Consider the following 17,529-nt stretch of genomic DNA (forward strand, 5'->3'; position numbering starts at 1 on the left):
TTGAATTAAGCAGAATCAGGCTTTTGCGTTGTCCCTGGGCAGTATCTGGGGATGAAGTAGAAGGCCTCAAGGTCCCGCCGGGGTCGCGTCATGAAGTTTTTTTTCGGACGAGACTGGCAAGGGGCCTGAAGTTGTTTAAGGAGCGGCGCCGGTTCAGTTCACCGAAATCCGGAGTCGTTAAAAAAATATTTTAATTTCTTGGGTGGTTGGGGAAAACATGAAACATGCGAAGCGACTTCAATCGTTGATGCTCGGGCTGTCGGTAACGGCGGCAAGTATCCCAGCGTGGGCGGCTGACAAGGCGGCAAGCGCGGTAGGCACCTCGGTGGGTACCTATACTGCCGCGACCGGCGGTACCGGCGGTCCCGTTGCCGGCGAGCTCAATCTGCAACCTCCTGCGACCCAGATCGCGACCGAAATCTACAATCTTCACACCTGGATGATGTTGGTCTGCCTGGTCATCTTCGTCGCCGTGTTCGGCGTGATGTTCTACTCCATCTTCAAGCACCGCAAGTCGCTGGGCCACAAGCCGGCCACCTTCCACGAATCGACCGCGGTTGAAATCGCCTGGACCGTGGTGCCGTTCCTGATCGTCATCGGCATGGCCTTGCCTGCGACCCGCACCGTGGTCGGCATGAAAGACACCTCCAACGCCGACATCACCATCAAAGTGACCGGCATGCAGTGGAAGTGGGGCTACGACTACCTGAAGGGCGAGGGCGAAGGCATTTCCTTCCTGTCCACCCTGTCGACCCCGCGCTCGCAAGTGGGCGCCCCGGGCTTCGAGCCGACCGAGAAGCGCGGCGACAACTACCTGATGGAAGTCGACAACGATGTCGTGGTTCCGGTCAACAAGAAGATCCGCATGGTCACCACCGCCAACGACGTGATCCACTCGTGGTCGATCCCGGCCTTCGGCGTCAAGCAGGATGCGATTCCCGGCTTCGTGCGCGACGCCTGGTTCAAGGCTGAGCACACCGGCACCTATCGCGGCTATTGCTCCGAGCTGTGCGGCAAAGAACACGCCTTCATGCCGATCGTGGTCAAGGTCGTCACCGACGAAGAGTACAAGGTCTGGGTCGACGGCAAGAAAAAAGAAATGGCCGCGCTGGCTGACGATCCAAGCAAGACCTGGACCATCGACGAACTGAAAACCAAGGGCGAAAAAGTCTACGCCGCCAACTGCGTGGTCTGCCACCAGGCCAACGGCAAGGGCGTGCCAGGCGCCTTCGCGCCGCTGGACGGTTCGGAATTGGTCAACGGTCCTAAAGCGGAGCAGATCAACGTTCTGCTGCACGGCAAGAAGAGCGGCAAGTACAGCGCTGAAATGCCGGGCTGGAAGCAACTGTCGGATACGGATATTGCGGCTGTCATCACCTACACCCGTAACAGCTGGTCGAACAAGGCCGCCGAAAACATCGTTCAACCAGCCGAAGTTGTGGCTGCACGTAAGTAATCAGGAGCGTTACAAATGAGCACTAGCACCTTGGATCACGCACACGATCACGATCACGCTCACGACCATCCCCATGGTCTGTCGCGCTGGTTGTTCGCCACCAATCACAAAGACATCGGTACCTTGTACCTGTGGTTCTCGTTCATCATGCTGCTGTCCGGCGGCGTGCTGGCACTGATGATCCGCTCCGAGCTGTTCGAGCCGGGCCTGCAATTCTTCCAGCCGGAGTTCTTCAACCAGCTGACCACCATGCACGGCCTGGTGATGGTGTTCGGCGCCATCATGCCGGCCTTCGTCGGCTTCGCCAACTGGATGATCCCGCTGCAAGTGGGCGCGTCGGACATGGCCTTCGCCCGCATGAACAACTTCTCGTTCTGGCTGCTGCCACCGGCCGCCATCCTGCTGGCGACCTCGTTCCTGGTCCCCGGCGGCGCCACCGCGGCCGGCTGGACGCTGTACGCGCCGCTGTCGACCCAGATGGGCCCGGGCATGGACATGGCGATTTTCGCGATGCACCTGATGGGCGCGTCGTCGATCATGGGTTCGATCAACATCATCGTCACCATCCTGAACATGCGCGCCCCTGGCATGACCCTGATGAAAATGCCGATGTTCTGCTGGACCTGGCTGATCACCGCCTACCTGCTGATCGCCGTGATGCCTGTGTTGGCCGGCGCGATCACCATGACCCTGACCGACCGTCACTTCGGCACCTCGTTCTTTAACGCCGCCGGCGGCGGCGACCCGGTGATGTACCAGCACATCTTCTGGTTCTTCGGCCACCCTGAGGTCTACATCATGATTCTGCCGGCGTTCGGCATCGTGTCGCAGATCCTGCCGGCCTTCGCCCGCAAGCAGCTGTTCGGCTATGCCTCGATGGTGTACGCCACCGCGTCGATCGCGATCCTGTCCTTCATCGTCTGGGCCCACCACATGTTCACCACCGGCATGCCGGTGACCTCGCAGCTGTTCTTCATGTACGCCACCATGCTGATCGCGGTGCCGACCGGCGTCAAAGTGTTCAACTGGATCGCCACCATGTGGAAGGGGTCGATGACCTTCGAAACCCCGATGCTGTTCGCGGTCGGCTTCATCTTCGTGTTCACCATCGGCGGCTTCACCGGCCTGATCCTGGCGGTGACCCCGATCGACATCCAGCTGCAGGACACCTACTACGTGGTGGCGCACTTCCACTACGTGCTGGTGGCGGGTTCGCTGTTCGCGCTGTTCGCCGGCTTCTACTACTGGTCGCCGAAGTGGACCGGCCACATGTACAACGAAGCGATGGGCAAGACCCACTTCTGGCTGTCGCTGATCACCTTCAACATCACCTTCTTCCCGATGCACTTCCTGGGCCTGGCAGGTATGCCGCGCCGCTACGCCGACTACTCGGCGCAGTTCACCGACTTCAACATGGTCGCCACCATCGGTGCTTTCGGTTTCGGTCTGTCGCAGGTGTTCTTCCTGTTCTTCGTGATCCTGCCGACCATCCGCGGCGGCAAGAAAGCGGAAGACAAGCCATGGGATGGCGCCGAGGGCCTGGAATGGACCGTGCCATCGCCGGCGCCGTTCCACACCTTTGAAACGCCACCGCAGTTCAAATGATCATGGGCGAACAGAAAAAGCCGAATAACGCCAGGACCGCGCTGCTGTTGGCGGGCATGGCCCTGTTCTTTTTCCTGTCCGTGTTTGTCAAGCGGATGTGGTTGAGCTGACGTGGGCGAAGAACGGCAAACAGGCGGCTTGAACCGCACGCTGCTGGGCAAGCTGATCGTGGTGGCGGTGGTGATGTTCGGGTTTGCGTACGCGCTCAACCCGTTCTACCGCCAGATCTGCGAGGCGCTGGGCATCAACGTGCTGACGCAGAAGGACGGCACGGTCAGCGCCGACACCAACACGCAAGTCGACCGGACGCGCGATGTGGTGATCGAGTTTGACGGCAATGCGCAAGGCCCGTGGCGTTTCCGCCCCGTGACGCGCAGCATGACGGTGCATCCGGGCGAGCTGGTGACGGTGATGTACGAGGTGGTCAACACCCAGAACCGCGAAGTCAGCGCGCAGGCGATACCGAGCTACGCACCGCAAAGCGCGATGCCGCATTTTAAGAAAGTCGAGTGTTTCTGCTTCAAGCAGCAGACCATGAAGCCGAACGAAGCACGGCAGATGCCGGTGGTGTTCTTCATCGATCCGGCGCTGCCGAAGGATGTGAAGACCATCACCTTGTCGTACACCTTCTTCGAGGTGGGCGGTCTGGACAAGACTGCATCCAAGTAAAGGTGGGTACCGTGGAAGAAAAGAAGAAACAAGCGTCCTTCATGTATTCGATGAAAGCGGTGTTCTGGTCGTTCTTCGGCCTGCGCCGCAAAAGCGATTTCGACACCGACTCGGTCAAGCTGAACCCGGTGCACATCATCATCGCGGCCTTGATCGGCGTGGCGTGTTTTATTGGACTGCTGATCACTATCGTTAAGGTTGTAGTTTCAAAATAAATTTAGGGAGATGAAGATGAGTTCACATAACGCCTCGGCACCGTACTACTTCGTGCCTGGTCCATCCAAATGGCCGCTGTTCGCAGGCATGTCCCTGCTGACCACCATGATCGGCGCTTCGGCCTGGGTCAATGATGTGTCGTGGGGCCCGGCCGTGAACTTCGTGGGCCTGGCCGCCGTCATTGCGGTGCTGTACTTCTGGTTCGGCGACGCCATCAAGGAATCCGAGGCCGGCCAGTACGGCCTGCGCGTCGACCATTCCTACCGCTGGTCGATGGCCTGGTTCATCTTCTCGGAGGTGATGTTCTTCGGCGCCTTCTTCGGCGCGCTGTTCTATGCCCGTTCGATCACGATGCCCTGGCTGGGCGACCTGGACCACAAGTTCATCTGGCCCGACTTCGCCGCGCACTGGGGCAATATCGGCCCGGCCGGCACGGTCGAGGAGTTCAAGACCATGGGTCCGTTCCCGATTCCGACCATTAACACCGCGCTGCTGCTGACTTCGGGCCTGACCCTGACCATCTCGCACCACGCGCTGCGCGCCGGCCATCGCGCGCAGACCGCGTTCTGGCTGTTCGCCACCGTGGCGCTGGGCGCGATCTTCATGGGCTTCCAGGCTTACGAATATCACCACGCTTATGCCGAACTGAACCTGAAACTGACCTCGGGCATCTACGGTTCGACCTTCTTCATGCTGACCGGTTTCCACGGTTTCCACGTGACGATGGGCGCGATCATGCTGTCGGTGGTGCTGTTCCGTGTGCTCAAGGGCCACTTCACGGCCGACAACCACTTCGCCTTCGAAGGCGCGGCGTGGTATTGGCACTTTGTCGACGTGGTCTGGCTGGGCCTGTACGTGGTCGTTTACTGGCTGTAACGAGGCTATAATGCCGCAGCGATGCTGCTGCGGCGCTGAAGAAAAGCCGCACCGGTCTACACCGGATGCGGCTTTTTTATTTTAGCTGCGGATGCCGGTGGGCTGGATGTAGCCGAGCTTGTACGCGACCAGCAGGGCGACGAACAGCGCGATCGACAGGCCGACCCGCACCGCCAGCGCGCGCACGGTGTTGTTGCTCTTGCCCTTGTCGCGCATCAGGAAGAAGAAGGCGGAAGCCAGGCTGCCGATGATCAGGATGAACGCGATGGCGACAGCAATTTTCATGGCGGGGCAGGGGAGTGAGTTGATGAAGGTTCCATTGTAATGGGTATTGCGTTCCGTTTTAAACTGATCCCCTTCGTGGCGACCGTGCTGGTGGTCGCGCTGGGCATCCAGCTGGGCAACTGGCAGCAGCGCCGCGCCGCGCAGAAAATCGTGTTGCAGGCCAAGCTGACGCAGGGCAACGCCAGCGCGCCGGTGCGGCTGGACGGTGCGCCGCTGGCGGCCGAGGCGGTGGCGTTCCGCCGCGTGGCGGTCAGCGGCGAGTTTGTCGCCAGCTGGCCGTTGTACCTGGATAATCGCCCGTCGGCGGGCCGCTCCGGTTTTTACCTGCTGATGCCGTTTAAAATCGCGGGCACGGGCATGCATGTGCTGGTGATGCGCGGCTGGCTGCCGCGCGATCCGGCCGATCGCGCCAGGCTGCCGGCCTACGCCACGCCGTCCGGCACGGTGACCTTGCAAGGCATGGCGCGGCTGGACGCCGGCCATGTGCTGGAACTGGCCAGGACGCCGGTCTTGACGCCCAAGGCCATCGTGCAGAACGCCGATCCGCTGCAGGTGGCCAGGGACAGCGGCCTGACCATGCAGCCGTTCGTGATCGAGCAAACCGCCGCGGCCCAGCCGGCCGGCGACGACGCGCAGATGGTGCGCGACTGGCCGGCGCCGGCGCTGGGCGTGGAAAAACATCAGGGCTATGCCTTCCAGTGGTACGCACTGTCGGCGATGGCTGTTATCTTCTTTGTGGTGAACGGATTCAGACGTGGAAAACAAAAGTAATCAAACCCGTGGTCGTTGGAAGCTGATGCTGGTGCTGGCCGTGTGCGCGGCGCCGCTGGTGGGGTCTTATCTCACCTATTACGTCATCAAGCCGCAAGGCGGCGTGACCAATTTCGGCGCGCTGATCGATCCGCGCGAGCATCCGATCCCGGCCATGGCCAGCACCACCCTGGACGGCAAGCCGGCCACGCTGGAGAGCTACAAGGGCAAGTGGATCATGCTCAAGGTCGGCCCGTCCGACTGCCGGCAGGATTGCCAGGACCAGCTGTTCGCCATGCGCCAGCTGCGCACCATGCAGGGCAAGGCGATGGATCGCATCGAGCGCGTGTGGATGATCACCGACGACCAGCCGCTCGATACGCTGCTGATGCGGGTCAACGACGGCACCCGCATGCTGCGCGCGCCGGCCGCCGTCATCGACCAGTGGCTGCCGCTGGAGCAGGCCGCCGGCGACCGCGTGTCCGACCACGTCTACCTGATCGACCCGCTGGGCCACCTGATGATGCGCTTCCCGAAAGGCGCCGTCTCCAGCGACACCGAGAAGGTGAAGAAAGTCCACAAGGACATCAGCAAGCTGCTGAAGGCTTCGGCGATAGGCTGATCATGCATTCCACCACTCTCGCTCAAATGGCCGTGACGGCGCTGCTGGTGGCGCTGCTGCCGCTGGCGCTGGTGTGGACCTCGTCCGACGCCAATAAATACCGCAAGTTGGTCTGGGTCTGCGTGTTCCTGACCTTCGACCTGATCGTGTTCGGCGCCTTCACGCGCCTGACCGATTCCGGCCTCGGCTGCCCGGACTGGCCGGGCTGCTATGGCGCCGCCAATCCCTTCCTCGCGCACGAGCAGATCACGGCGGCCGAAGCGCTGCTGCCGACCGGCCCGGTGACCGTGGTCAAGGCTTGGATCGAGATGATCCACCGCTATCTGGCGATGGCGATCGGCGTGCTGATCGTGGCGATGATGGCGCAGTCCTGGTATCAATGGCGCAGGTCGCAGGGCACGCGCGCGGAATACGCGCCGTGGCTGCCGACCGTGCTGTTGCTGTTCGTCTGCCTGCAAGGCGCGTTCGGCGCCTGGACCGTGACCCTGAAACTGCAGCCGGCGATCGTCACCACCCATCTGTTGCTGGGCATGGGCCTGCTGGCCATGCTGGCGTGGTATGGCGGCCGCCAGAACCAGCTGATCGCGCCGGTGCGCACGGTGACGGCCTCGCCGCCGGCGATGCGCAACATCCGCCTGCTGGCCGGCGCCTCGGCCATTTTGCTGCTGGTGCAACTGGCGCTGGGCGGCTGGACCAGCACCAACTACGCCACCCTGGCCTGCACCGATTTCCCGCTATGCGGCGGCAAGCTGGTGCCGGACATGGACTTCGAGCACGGCTTCACCCTGTGGCGCGAGCTGGGCAAGACCGCCGCCGGCCACTATCTGCCGTTCGCGGCGCTGACGGCGATCCACTGGGTGCACCGCAACTTCGGCATGCTGGTGGCGCTGGTGGCCGGCTACACGGCCTGGCGCGCCTGGGAACACCGGGCGCTGCACAAAACCGCCCGCTACCTGGCGCTGACCCTGGCGGCGCAGCTCGCCACCGGTGTCGCCACCATCTACCTCAGCTTCCCGCTGGCGATCGCGGTGCTGCACAACGCCGGGGCGGCGCTGCTGGTGCTGCTGCTGACCATGTTAAACTACAAGGCTAAGTACCAGTACGATATTGCAAAAAAGGCAGCCTCGGGCGCGGCTAACCCGCACGCTGCCGCTGCCCGGCAAAAGTAATCATGCAGCCAGTACAAGTCCGTATCACTAAGTCCCACTAATGACCACACACACCGCCACCTCCAAATCCGTCAGCCGCGCCTCCCAGTACTGGGCGCTGACCAAGCCCCGCGTCACCCAACTGGCCGTCTTCTGCGCCGTGATCGGCATGTTCCTCGCCAGCGACGGCATGCCGGACTGGCGCCTGCTGGTGGCGGCCACGGCCGGCATCTGGCTGCTGGCCGGCGCGGCCTTCGCCGTCAACTGCCTGGCCGAGCGCGAGATCGACGCCCGCATGGCGCGCACCGCCCGCCGGCCGATGGCGATGGGCGACATCAGCGTCACCCAGACCGTGATCTTCGCCACCGTCATCGGCGGCGCCGGCATGTGGATCCTGTACGCGCTGGTCAATCCGCTGACGATGTGGCTGACCTTCGTCACCTTCGTCGGCTACGCCATCATCTACACCATGATACTGAAGCCGGCCACGCCGCAGAACATCGTCATCGGCGGCCTGTCGGGCGCGATGCCGCCGGCGCTGGGCTGGGCCGCCGTCGCCAACGACGTGCCGATGCAAGCCTGGCTGCTGGTGCTGATCATCTTCGTCTGGACCCCGCCGCACTTCTGGGCGCTGGCCATGTACCGCCGCGACGACTACGCCAAGTCCGGCCTGCCGATGCTGCCGGTCACGCACGGCATGAAATTCACGCAATTCCACGTCTGGCTGTATTCGATCGCGCTGGCCGCCACCACCTTGCTGCCGTACGCGGTGCATATGAGCGGCCTGATCTACCTGGCCAGCGCCGTCGCGCTGAACGCCGTGTTCCTGCACCACGCGTGGAAAATCTACCGCCACTACACCGACCTGATCGCCCGCAAGGCCTTCACCTGGTCGATCATCTACCTGTCGCTGCTGTTCCTGGCGCTGCTGGTGGACCACTATTTTAAATACTGAGCAAATTCTGACCATGAAAAAACTGCTCGTCGTCGGCCTGATGGCCCTGTCCGCACTGCTGGCCGCCTGCGAGCGCCGCGCCGCCGCGCCGCGCGTGGAATTCACCAACACCGACCTGACCGGTCTGCCATACGCCAAGGATTTCGCGCTGACCGACCACAACGGCAAGCCGCGCACCCTGGCCGACTTCAAGGGCAAGGTCGTGCTGATGTTCTTCGGCTATACCCAGTGCCCGGACGTCTGCCCGACCACCTTGGCCGAGATGGCGGCCGCGATGAAGGAGCTGGGCCCGCAGGCCGACCAGGTGCAGGTGCTGTTCGTCACCGTCGACCCCGAGCGCGACACCCAACAATTGCTGGCCGAATACGTGCCGGCCTTCGACCAGCGCTTCCTCGGCCTGCACGGCACCGCCGAACAGACCGCCGCCGTCGGCAAGGAATTCAAGGTGTTCTACGCCAAGGTGCCGGGCAAGACGCCGGGCAGCTATACGATGGACCACACCGCCGCCAGCTATGTGTTCGACCGGCAGGGCAAGATCCGCCTGCTGGTGCGCTCCGGCCAGGGCCCGGCGCCCATCGTGCACGACCTGAAGCTGTTGCTGGCGCAACCCTGATGCACCCGCGCTTCCAGCCCTACACCCGCCTGGCGGCCATCGTCCTGCTGGTGATCGGTTGTTTGACCGTGCTGCGGCCGTTCCTGGCCGCGATCCTGTTCGCCGCCGCCATCACCATCTCCAGCTGGCCGTTGTACCTGGGTTTGCTGGCGCGCTGCCAGCAGCGCCGCTGGCTGGCGGCCGCCATCATGAGCGTCGGCCTGACCGTGCTGATCATCGTGCCGCTGGCGCTGGTGACCTGGAACGTGGCCGACAACGCCAGCGATTTCTACGACCAGCTCAAAGCCAGCCTCGAAAGCGGCACGCTGGCGCCGCCGGCCTGGCTGAAGGACCTGCCGCTGGTGGGCGAGGCGGTCGATACCTATCTGCGCAAGCTGCTGGGCAGCCGCGAGGAATTGCTCAACGTCGCCAAGAACCTGCTGGAGCCGGCGCGTCGCTTTGTGCTGGGCGGCGGCATGGTGCTGGGCAGCGGCGTGGCCCAGGTCAGCCTGGCGGTGTTCGTCGGTTTCTTCCTGTACCGCGACGGCCAGACGCTGCTGGCGGCGCTGGCCTCGTTGATGAACAAGCTGATCGGCGAACAAAGCACGGCCGTGGCCGACACCGTCAGCCGCACCGTGCGCGGCGTCATGTACGGCCTGCTGGGCACGGCGCTGGCGCAAGCCGGCGTGGCCGCCGTCGGCTTCCTGATCGCCGGCGTGCCGGCCGTGGCGCTGCTGTCGGTGGCGACCTTCCTGTTCTCGCTGATCCCGGTCGGCCCGCCCTTGATCTGGGGCGGCGCGGCGATCTGGCTGTTCAACCAGGGCCACACCGGCTGGGGCATCTTCATGCTGGTGTGGGGCATGTTCCTGATCAGCGGCGTCGACAATGTCGTCAAGCCCATGCTGATCAGCCGCGGCAGCAGCCTGCCGTTCATCCTGGTGCTGCTGGGCGTGATGGGCGGGGTGCTGGCGTTCGGCTTCGTCGGCCTGTTCATCGGCCCGACCTTGCTGGCGGTGGCGCTGGGCCTGCTGCGCAACTGGACCGGCGGCGACCCCGTCTAGAAATTGAGCATCTGCCCGGCGCGCTCGGCGTCGGTGTGGCGCTCGAAGATGCGGCGCAAGGTGCCGTCCTCGCGCATGGCGCGCACCGCCTGGCTGAAACGGGCCACGGTGGCGGCGTCGACGTTCTGGCGCGACAGCACCAGGCCCGACACCATATTCTCGCGCGGCGCCCAGTCCATCACGCTGTAGGTGCCGGCCAGCTGTTCCTGCTTGACCAGCGGATACCAGGTGGTCGGCGTGGCCATCACCGCGTCCACCCGGCCCAGCTTGAACAATCGCATCATCGCCAGATGGTCGGCCGTTTCGAACACCCGGCCCTGCGCGCGCAGTTTGGACAGCCAGACCTCGTAGGCGTGGCCGTGCTTGTAGCTCTTGACCACGGCAATCTTGTATTGGGGATCGGCCAGGAAGCTGTCCATGCTGTGCAGGCGCCCGCTGAGCTCCTTGTGCAGCAGGACGAAATTGCGGCCCGTCATATACGGCACGAAGCGGCCGATTTTCTCGCGCTCGGGCAGGGGAATCGCGGACACCGACATATCGATGCTGCCGCCGCCGAGACCGGCCCAGATGCGCACGCGGGAATCGACGCTGGGCTCGATGGTGCAACCGAGCCGGCGCACCAGCTCGTCGACCACATCCTTGTCGATGCCGGTCCAGCCGCCGCCGGCGGCGTGGTAGAACAGCGCGCCGTCCTCGTAGAAGGCGACGCGCAGATGCTGGCAGCCGCTGCGCGGCTCGGCCACGCCGGCGCCGGCGGCGCACAGCAGGGTACAACTTAGGACAAGGCGACTGAGCACGTCTCCTCCCATCGGGTTAGTCCAGGTCGGCGTTATCCTCGGTGTCATCCTTGGGGATGACCTTGACCAGCAGGATACGTGGACCGTTCATTTTCTTGGCGACGATGTCGAAACCGCGGAAACTGATGCGTTGGCCCTGTTTCGGGATATCGCCCAGTTTCAGCATGATCAGGCCGCCCACCGATTCTACCTCTTCCAGGCCCAGCTCTTCGTTTTCGATGTCTATGCCCAGTGTGCGCTCGAGCGAGAAGATAGGCAAGCTGGCCTTGCCGACCAGTGTGCCGTCGGGCTGCTTGAGCCAATCGTTCTCGTTGAGGCGGAATTCGTCGTGGATTTCGCCCACCATCGCGCCCAGCAGGTTGTCGAGCGTGATGAAGCCCAGCGGACGCTTGCCTTTCTCGCCGATCAGCGCGAAGTGGGGCGCGCCGTCGCGGAAGCGGCGGAACTGCTCCAGCGCCGGGGTGCGGGCGGAAATCGTCTCCACCGGGCGCAGGAAGGGCACCAGGTCGGTCACCGGCTTGCCGGACTGCTGGGCGAAGAACAGGTCCTTCAGGTGCACCACGCCCAGCACGGTCTCGCCGTCCTTGTCGTAGTAAGGATAGCGGCTGAAGCGGTTGCGCAACATGGTTTGCAGGTTGTCGTTCAGCGGACGGTTGGCGTACAGGCCGATCACCTCGTTAATCGGGCGCATCAGGTCGGACACCGCCAGGTCGCTGAAATCGAGGGTATGGGCCAGGATGTTGCGCTCGTCCTCGTTGAATTTCTCGCCAGGCTGGCTGGTGCGCAGGATCAGCTTGAGTTCGTCGACCGAGTAATGGCTGTCGTGGCTGCCCTTGCCGGACAGGCCGGCCAGGCCCAGCACCATGTTGGCGCTGGCGTTGAGCACCCAGATGAACGGGTACATGGCCCAGTAGAAGCCGTACAGCGGCAGCGCGCTCCACAGGCCGATCACTTCCGGCATGCGGATCGCCAGCGACTTCGGCGCCAGTTCGCCGACCACGATGTGCAGGAAGGAGATCACGCAGAAGGCGAACACGAAGGCGACGCCGTGGACGATTTCCGGCGAGCTGACGCCGATGGCGTGCAGCAGCGGCTCCAGCAGGCCGGCGAAGGCCGGCTCGCCGACCCAGCCCAGGCCCAGCGAGGCCAGCGTGATGCCCAGCTGGCAGGCGGACAGGTAGGCGTCCAGTTCGCCATGCACCTTGCCGAGGATGCGGCCCCTGAGCCCCTGCGTCTTGGCGATGGCGCGCACGCGCGTCTTGCGCAGCGTGACGATGCCGAATTCGGCCGCCACGAAGAATCCATTGAGCGCGACCAGGAACACGGCGAGCACGACAAGCATAAGGTTTTGCATAGGGTCCGAGCGGTAGCTCAGGTAGTCAAAACCAGCATCTTAGCCTATTCGGCGATGGCGAAGGGGCCGCTGTGGACCGCCGACAGGATGGCTTCGATCGCCGGATGGGTGATTTTGCGGACGTTGGAGATGGCGTAGAACTGTTCGCGCAGCTCGGGCGCGTCGCCCACCAGCACGGCGCCGAACTGTTCCTCGATGTCCTGCGCCAGCGCCGAAGGCGCGAAGAACAGGCCCAGGCCGTTGCGGCCGAAGGTGTTCAGCATGGCGTTGTCCTCGAACTCGCCGACGATGTCCGGCCGCACCTTGTGCTGCACCAGCCAGGCGTCGATGCGGCCGCGCAGCGCGTTGTTGCGGGTCGGTAGCAGCAGCGGCGCGCCGTGCAGGCTGTCCGGGAAGTTGCGCCGGTACTTGCGCGCCAGCCTGGGCACGCCGTACAGCTTCATGTCGCTTTCGCCCAGCAAGTGACTGAACACCTTCAGGCTGCCGCCGGCGCGCACGGCGCGGTCGGTCAGCACCACGTCCAGCTTGCCCAGCGCCAGGTCGGCCAGCAGCGATTCGAATTCATCCTCCATGCATACCAGCCGCACCTGCTGCTCCAGCTGCTGCGTCGATTGCAGCAGGCGGTAGGCGATCAGCTTGGGCAGCGAGTCGGAGATGCCGACCGTCAGCCGCATCTTGCTGGCCTCGGTTTCGTCCAGCGCGTCCTGCAACTGGTCGCCCAGCAGGAAGATCTGGTCGCAGTAGGTGAGCGCCAGCTTGCCCGCTTCGGTCGGCACCAGGCGCCGGCCCTGCGGCTCCAGCAGCTGCTTGCCGATCGACTGTTCCAGCGAAGCGAGTTGCATGCTGATGGTCTGCACGGCCAGCCCCATGCGCTCGGCCGCGCGCGTGACGCCGCCCTCCTTGGCCACCATCCAGAAGAAGTAAAGATGCCGGAAATTGAGTCCACTGGTTTTCATGATCTTCTGTTTTTGCGAAGTAATACTTCAATTATCTTCTATTTTTAAAAAAGCGTTTGTTCTCTACACTGCATCCCATCGATTTTTAATTATGAGAGAAAAGAATGAAACACTTCAAAGTGTCATTCCTCGTCACGTTCCTCTGCCTTGCCGCAGCGGGCTGGTGGGGCTACGAACTGACCGGATGGGGCGGCGCCTTGTCCGCCGTGGGCATTGCCGCGATCCTGGCGGCGATGGAAGTATCGCTGTCGTTCGACAACGCGGTGGTCAACGCTTCCGTGCTGAAGACCTGGGACGACTACTGGCAGAAGCTGTTCCTCGGCGTCGGCATCATCATCGCGGTGTTCGGCATGCGCTTGCTGTTCCCGCTGGTGATCGTGGCGGTGGCCGCGGACATCGGCATCATGGATGTGTGGACCCTGGCGCTGAACGACCCGAAAACCTATTCGATGCACCTGACCAATCACCACGCGGAAGTGGCGGCATTCGGCGGCATGTTCCTGCTGCTGGTGTTCCTGAACTTCCTGTTCGATGACGAGAAAGAAGTGCACTGGCTGGGCAACGTCGAGAAGAAACTCGGCTCGCTGGGCAAGATCTCGTCGATCTCGGTAATGATTGCGCTGGCTGTCCTGCTGGGCTCCATGGGCCTGGTAGGCGAAGCGCAGAAGCTGGTGGTGCTGGTGTCCGGCCTGTGGGGCATCCTGATCTACGTCGGTGTCGACGCGGTCAGCAACCTGCTGGAGAAGGAAGAAGAAGGCAGCAATGTCGGCGACCTGGTCAAGAAGGGCGGCATCGGCGGTTTCCTGTACCTGGAAGTGCTCGATGCTTCGTTCAGCTTCGACGGCGTGATCGGCGCGTTCGCCATCACCACCGACGTCGTGATCATCATGCTGGGCCTGGCCATCGGCGCGATGTTCGTGCGCTCGCTGACGGTGTACCTGGTGAAGAAGGGCACGCTCGACGAGTTCGTCTTCCTGGAGCACGGCGCGCACTATGCGATCGGTATCCTGGCCGCGATCATGTTGGCGAGTATGAAGTTCCACATTCCGGAACTGTTCACCGGTCTGATTGGCGTGGCCTTCATCGGCGCCTCGCTGTGGTCCTCGGTGCGTCATCGCCGCCACAAGGAAGCCGCAGTCGCCATCGCAGCTTAAAGAATTCGGCGGACCGTCAATGACGGACACGGTCCGCCGCCTGTAGTACCCAAAGTCCGGTTCTCTTTATTTAGGAGCATCACATCATGGCAATCAGTCTGCAAAAAGGCGGTAACGTTAATCTGAGCAAAGAAGCGCCAGGCCTGTCGAAAATCGTGGTTGGCCTGGGCTGGGATGTACGCAGCACCGACGGCAAGGACTTCGACCTGGACGGCTCGGCCTTCCTGTTGAAAGTGGACGGCAAAGTCCGCGCCGACAACGACTTCATCTTCTACAACAACCTGAAATCGTCGGACCAGTCGGTCACCCACTCCGGCGACAACCGCACCGGCGCCGGCGACGGCGACGACGAAACCGTCACCATCGACCTGACCCGTGTGCCGGCCGATGTGGAACGCATCGCCATCTGCGCCACCATCCACGACGGCGACGAGCGCCGCCAGAACTTCGGCATGGTGCAGAAAGCCTTCATCCGCTGCCTGAACGGCGCCGGCAACGGCGAGATCGCCCGCTACGACTTGTCCGAAGACGGTTCGACCGAATCGGCGATGATCTTCGGCGAGGTGTATCGCAACGGCGCCGATTGGAAGTTCAAGGCCGTCGGCCAGGGCTTCAAGGGCGGCCTCGGTCCGCTGGCATCGTCGTTCGGCGTAAGCGTTTAATTTTTTAACCTGAAGAAGAAAGGACTCCATCATGCCTAAGTTTTCGATCACCGGTGACATCGATCCCTTCCTGCACGTTTCGCTGGCTCACGGTGAAAAAATCTACTGCGAGTCGGATGCGATGGTGATGATGGAAGCGGCGCTCGATTTGAAGGGCAAGGTCACCGGCGGCATCGGCGCGGCCATCATGCGCCGCTTCGCCAACGGCGAGTCCTTCTTCCAGCAGCACATCGAGGCAGTGCGCGGCGAGGGCGATTGTCTGCTGGCGCCGCGCCTGCCGGGAGCGATGCAGGTGCTCGACGTCGGCCAGCAGCAGTACATGCTGAGCGACGGCGCCTTCGTCGCCGCCACCTCCGGCGTCGAGCTGAAGGTGCGTACCCAAAGCCTGGGCAATGCGCTGTTCGCGCAGAGCGGCGGCTTTTTCATCACCGAGACCGCGGGCGTCGGCCAGGTTGCGGTATCGGGCTTCGGCTCGATGTCGCAGCTGGACGTCACGCCGGGTCGCGATGTGATTATCGATAACTCGCATGTGGTGGCATGGGATAGCGCGCTGCGCTACGAAATCTCGGTCACCACCGGCGGCAACAGCGGCTTTCTGAGCAATCTGGTCAACAGCCAGACCAGCGGCGAAGGCATGGTGCTGCGCTTTTCCGGCCACGGAAAAATCCTGATCTGCTCGCGCAACGGCGCGGCGTTCCAGGCCTGGGCGCAGCGCGGCGTTGCGCAGTAAATTCAAAGGAGTAGCAAGATGACAGTCAGTTTGAGCAAGGGCCAGAAGATCTCTCTGGAAAAAGAAGCCGGCGGCGCACTGGGTCGCGTGACCATGGGCCTGGGCTGGGATGCGATCAAGACCAAGGGCTTCCTGGGCTTCGGCGCCAAGACCGAGGCGGTCGACCTGGACGCCTCGTGCGTGATGTTCAACGAGTCCGGCGCGCCGGTCGACGTGATCTGGTTCCGCCAGTTGAAGAGCAAGGATGGCAGCATCCAGCACACCGGCGACAACCGCACCGGCGCCGGCGACGGCGACGACGAGCAGATCAACGTCGACCTGAACGCCGTGCCGTCCACGATCAAGAGCCTGGTGTTCACGGTGAACAGCTTCACCGGCCAGACTTTCGAGCAAGTGGAAAACGGCTACTGCCGCCTGCTGGACGCCAGCAGCGGCAAGGAAGTGGCGCGTTTCAACCTGTCCGTGCAGGGACCGCACTCGGCGCAGATCATGGCCAAGTTGTATCGCCACAACGGCGAATGGAAGATGCACGCCATCGGTGAAAACGGCAAAGGCCGCACCTTCGACGAGCTGCTGCCGCAGATCGCCGCCCACCTGTAACAGCGTAACACCTGGGGTCAAGTCTGACATTCGGACACGACCTCTACCGTAGTGTCGCTGTACGGTAGAGTTTGTGTCCGAATGTCAGACTTGACCCCAATTTTCCACGGTATAATGTTTCCATGGAAAAACTAAAAGACTACGCCGAGATTGTTGCCCAAGCGTCAAAGGGGGAGCTGGTTTTTCCTACCAGCGTCAATGCCGCTTTGCGCCTGCAACTGGCGTTGGCCGATCCCGATTGCGATACCGACGATGTGATCCGCAAGGTGCTGGGCGAGCCGCTGCTGGCCGCGCGCACCGTGGCGCTGGCCAACGCGGTGGTGTTCAACCGCAGCGGCGCGCCGGTCACCAGCGTGCGCGCGGCGGTGCAGCGGGTCGGCTTCCGCAACCTGTACACGATGGCCGCCGCGATGGTGGTGCGCCAGTTCGGCAGCCGCATCCGCGACGCCGCCTTGCGCGCCCAGGCCGAACAATTGTGGCGCCACACGGCCCACGTGGCCGCACTGGCCCACGTGATCGCCCGCAAGCTGACCCGCACCGATGCCGATACCGCGCTGTTCGCCGGCATCGTGCACGAGGCAGGGGGCTTCTACCTGTTGTCGCGCGCCGACGACATTCCCGGCCTGCTGGACGACCCCGAAGACTGGATGGGCGCGGCGCAGGAAATCATCACCCGCGAAATCATGAAGAAGATGGCGATCCCGGAGCCGGTCGGCCAGGCCATCGTCTCGCTGCGCGGCGCCACCTTGACGCCGCCGCCGCTGGGCCTGCGCGATACCCTGCTGATCGCCAAGCACCTGGCTCCCGTGCCGTCGCCGCTGGCGCCGCAACGCGAACACGCCAGCCTGGCCGGCTTCTTCGACGACAACGCCGCGCTGGAACAAATCCTGTTCGAATCCGCCGACGAGGCCGCCTCCATGAGCGCCGCGCTGCTGGCCTGAGGCTTCCGAGTGTTGTTTAACGTTGGTTTCGAGCTAGTCCATATGCACTAATCGCGCCGAAAATAGTGTCTAAGGCACAATTGTTGCCAAAAGTCTGGCA

21 protein-coding genes are annotated in these 17,529 nt (G+C 63.1%); 17 read left to right on the forward strand and 4 right to left on the reverse strand.

The window, feature by feature from the left end; translation table 11 throughout:
- Positions 1-217 precede the first annotated feature (217 nt).
- The 6 genes from coxB to AC1RMD_RS11440 are packed head-to-tail and all read left to right on the forward strand — an operon-like array spanning position 218 to position 4,822.
- Positions 218-1,456, forward strand: coding sequence for a cytochrome c oxidase subunit II (coxB, locus tag AC1RMD_RS11415; RefSeq protein ID WP_492926680.1), 1,239 nt, complete (start codon positions 218-220; stop codon positions 1,454-1,456).
- 15 nt (positions 1,457-1,471) lie between these two features.
- Positions 1,472-3,061, forward strand: coding sequence for a cytochrome c oxidase subunit I (gene ctaD, locus AC1RMD_RS11420; protein WP_492926682.1), 1,590 nt, complete (start codon positions 1,472-1,474; stop codon positions 3,059-3,061).
- Positions 3,058-3,171 carry a cytochrome oxidase small assembly protein gene (locus AC1RMD_RS11425; protein ID WP_492926684.1) on the forward strand — a complete coding sequence of 38 codons (114 nt, stop codon included), beginning with the start codon at positions 3,058-3,060 and terminating at the stop codon, positions 3,169-3,171. The genes ctaD and AC1RMD_RS11425 overlap by 4 nt, the downstream gene beginning before the upstream one ends.
- A 1-nt stretch (position 3,172) precedes the next feature.
- Positions 3,173-3,730 carry a cytochrome c oxidase assembly protein gene (locus tag AC1RMD_RS11430; RefSeq protein ID WP_492926686.1) on the forward strand — a complete coding sequence of 186 codons (558 nt, stop codon included), beginning with the start codon at positions 3,173-3,175 and terminating at the stop codon, positions 3,728-3,730.
- A 41-nt stretch (positions 3,731-3,771) separates the two neighbouring features.
- A complete protein-coding gene (locus AC1RMD_RS11435) occupies positions 3,772-3,945 on the forward strand; it encodes a DUF2970 domain-containing protein (RefSeq protein WP_492926961.1) in 174 nt (57 codons plus the stop codon).
- Positions 3,946-3,961: 16 nt separating this feature from the next.
- Positions 3,962-4,822, forward strand: coding sequence for a cytochrome c oxidase subunit 3 (locus AC1RMD_RS11440; RefSeq protein ID WP_492926688.1), 861 nt, complete (start codon positions 3,962-3,964; stop codon positions 4,820-4,822).
- Positions 4,823-4,903: 81 nt separating this feature from the next.
- On the opposite strand, the gene AC1RMD_RS11445 is transcribed toward AC1RMD_RS11440, so the two are convergent.
- Positions 4,904-5,107: a twin transmembrane helix small protein gene (locus AC1RMD_RS11445; protein WP_492926690.1), complete on the reverse strand. Its 204-nt coding sequence runs from the start codon at positions 5,105-5,107 to the stop codon at positions 4,904-4,906.
- 39 nt (positions 5,108-5,146) lie between these two features.
- Between AC1RMD_RS11445 and AC1RMD_RS11450 the strand changes: the two genes are divergently transcribed.
- The 6 genes from AC1RMD_RS11450 to AC1RMD_RS11475 are packed head-to-tail and all read left to right on the forward strand — an operon-like array spanning position 5,147 to position 10,235.
- Entirely contained in the window at positions 5,147-5,878 is a 732-nt protein-coding gene (locus tag AC1RMD_RS11450; RefSeq protein ID WP_492926692.1) for an SURF1 family protein, read from the forward strand.
- Entirely contained in the window at positions 5,862-6,479 is a 618-nt protein-coding gene (locus AC1RMD_RS11455) for an SCO family protein (RefSeq protein ID WP_492926694.1), read from the forward strand. The genes AC1RMD_RS11450 and AC1RMD_RS11455 overlap by 17 nt, the downstream gene beginning before the upstream one ends.
- A 2-nt stretch (positions 6,480-6,481) precedes the next feature.
- On the forward strand, positions 6,482-7,648 hold the full coding sequence (locus AC1RMD_RS11460; RefSeq protein WP_492926696.1) for a COX15/CtaA family protein: 1,167 nt from the start codon (positions 6,482-6,484) through the stop codon (positions 7,646-7,648).
- Between the two features lie 40 nt (positions 7,649-7,688).
- Positions 7,689-8,582, forward strand: coding sequence for a heme o synthase (cyoE, locus tag AC1RMD_RS11465; RefSeq protein WP_492926698.1), 894 nt, complete (start codon positions 7,689-7,691; stop codon positions 8,580-8,582).
- Positions 8,583-8,595: 13 nt separating this feature from the next.
- Positions 8,596-9,195 (forward strand): SCO family protein, encoded by a 600-nt coding sequence (locus AC1RMD_RS11470; protein WP_492926700.1) that lies wholly within the window; start codon positions 8,596-8,598, stop codon positions 9,193-9,195.
- Positions 9,195-10,235 carry an AI-2E family transporter gene (locus tag AC1RMD_RS11475; RefSeq protein ID WP_492926702.1) on the forward strand — a complete coding sequence of 347 codons (1,041 nt, stop codon included), beginning with the start codon at positions 9,195-9,197 and terminating at the stop codon, positions 10,233-10,235. The genes AC1RMD_RS11470 and AC1RMD_RS11475 overlap by 1 nt, the downstream gene beginning before the upstream one ends.
- Here AC1RMD_RS11475 and AC1RMD_RS11480 read toward each other — a convergent pair.
- Genes AC1RMD_RS11480 through nhaR form a run of 3 tightly spaced genes read right to left on the reverse strand, consistent with a single transcriptional unit; the run spans position 10,232 to position 13,342 of the window.
- Positions 10,232-11,032 carry a substrate-binding periplasmic protein gene (locus tag AC1RMD_RS11480; protein WP_492926704.1) on the reverse strand — a complete coding sequence of 267 codons (801 nt, stop codon included), beginning with the start codon at positions 11,030-11,032 and terminating at the stop codon, positions 10,232-10,234. The two genes, AC1RMD_RS11475 and AC1RMD_RS11480, sit on opposite strands and share 4 nt — an antisense overlap.
- A gap of 16 nt (positions 11,033-11,048) precedes the next feature.
- Positions 11,049-12,386: a hemolysin family protein gene (locus AC1RMD_RS11485; protein WP_492926706.1), complete on the reverse strand. Its 1,338-nt coding sequence runs from the start codon at positions 12,384-12,386 to the stop codon at positions 11,049-11,051.
- A gap of 44 nt (positions 12,387-12,430) precedes the next feature.
- On the reverse strand, positions 12,431-13,342 hold the full coding sequence (nhaR, locus tag AC1RMD_RS11490; RefSeq protein WP_492926708.1) for a transcriptional activator NhaR: 912 nt from the start codon (positions 13,340-13,342) through the stop codon (positions 12,431-12,433).
- Between the two features lie 104 nt (positions 13,343-13,446).
- On the opposite strand from nhaR, the gene AC1RMD_RS11495 reads away from it, so the two are divergent.
- The 5 genes from AC1RMD_RS11495 (at position 13,447) to AC1RMD_RS11515 (ending at position 17,429) form a co-directional block, all read left to right on the forward strand.
- On the forward strand, positions 13,447-14,496 hold the full coding sequence (locus AC1RMD_RS11495) for a DUF475 domain-containing protein (protein ID WP_492926710.1): 1,050 nt from the start codon (positions 13,447-13,449) through the stop codon (positions 14,494-14,496).
- 86 nt (positions 14,497-14,582) lie between these two features.
- Positions 14,583-15,158: a TerD family protein gene (locus tag AC1RMD_RS11500; protein WP_492926712.1), complete on the forward strand. Its 576-nt coding sequence runs from the start codon at positions 14,583-14,585 to the stop codon at positions 15,156-15,158.
- A 31-nt stretch (positions 15,159-15,189) separates the two neighbouring features.
- Positions 15,190-15,888, forward strand: a complete 699-nt coding sequence (locus AC1RMD_RS11505; protein WP_020705015.1) for a TIGR00266 family protein — start codon at positions 15,190-15,192, stop codon at positions 15,886-15,888.
- Positions 15,889-15,906: 18 nt separating this feature from the next.
- Entirely contained in the window at positions 15,907-16,488 is a 582-nt protein-coding gene (locus tag AC1RMD_RS11510) for a TerD family protein (protein ID WP_492926714.1), read from the forward strand.
- A gap of 122 nt (positions 16,489-16,610) precedes the next feature.
- Entirely contained in the window at positions 16,611-17,429 is an 819-nt protein-coding gene (locus AC1RMD_RS11515) for an HDOD domain-containing protein (protein ID WP_492926716.1), read from the forward strand.
- Positions 17,430-17,529 lie beyond the last annotated feature (100 nt).

It is taken from the genome of Duganella sp. GW822-FHT06D06, from assembly GCF_058799615.1.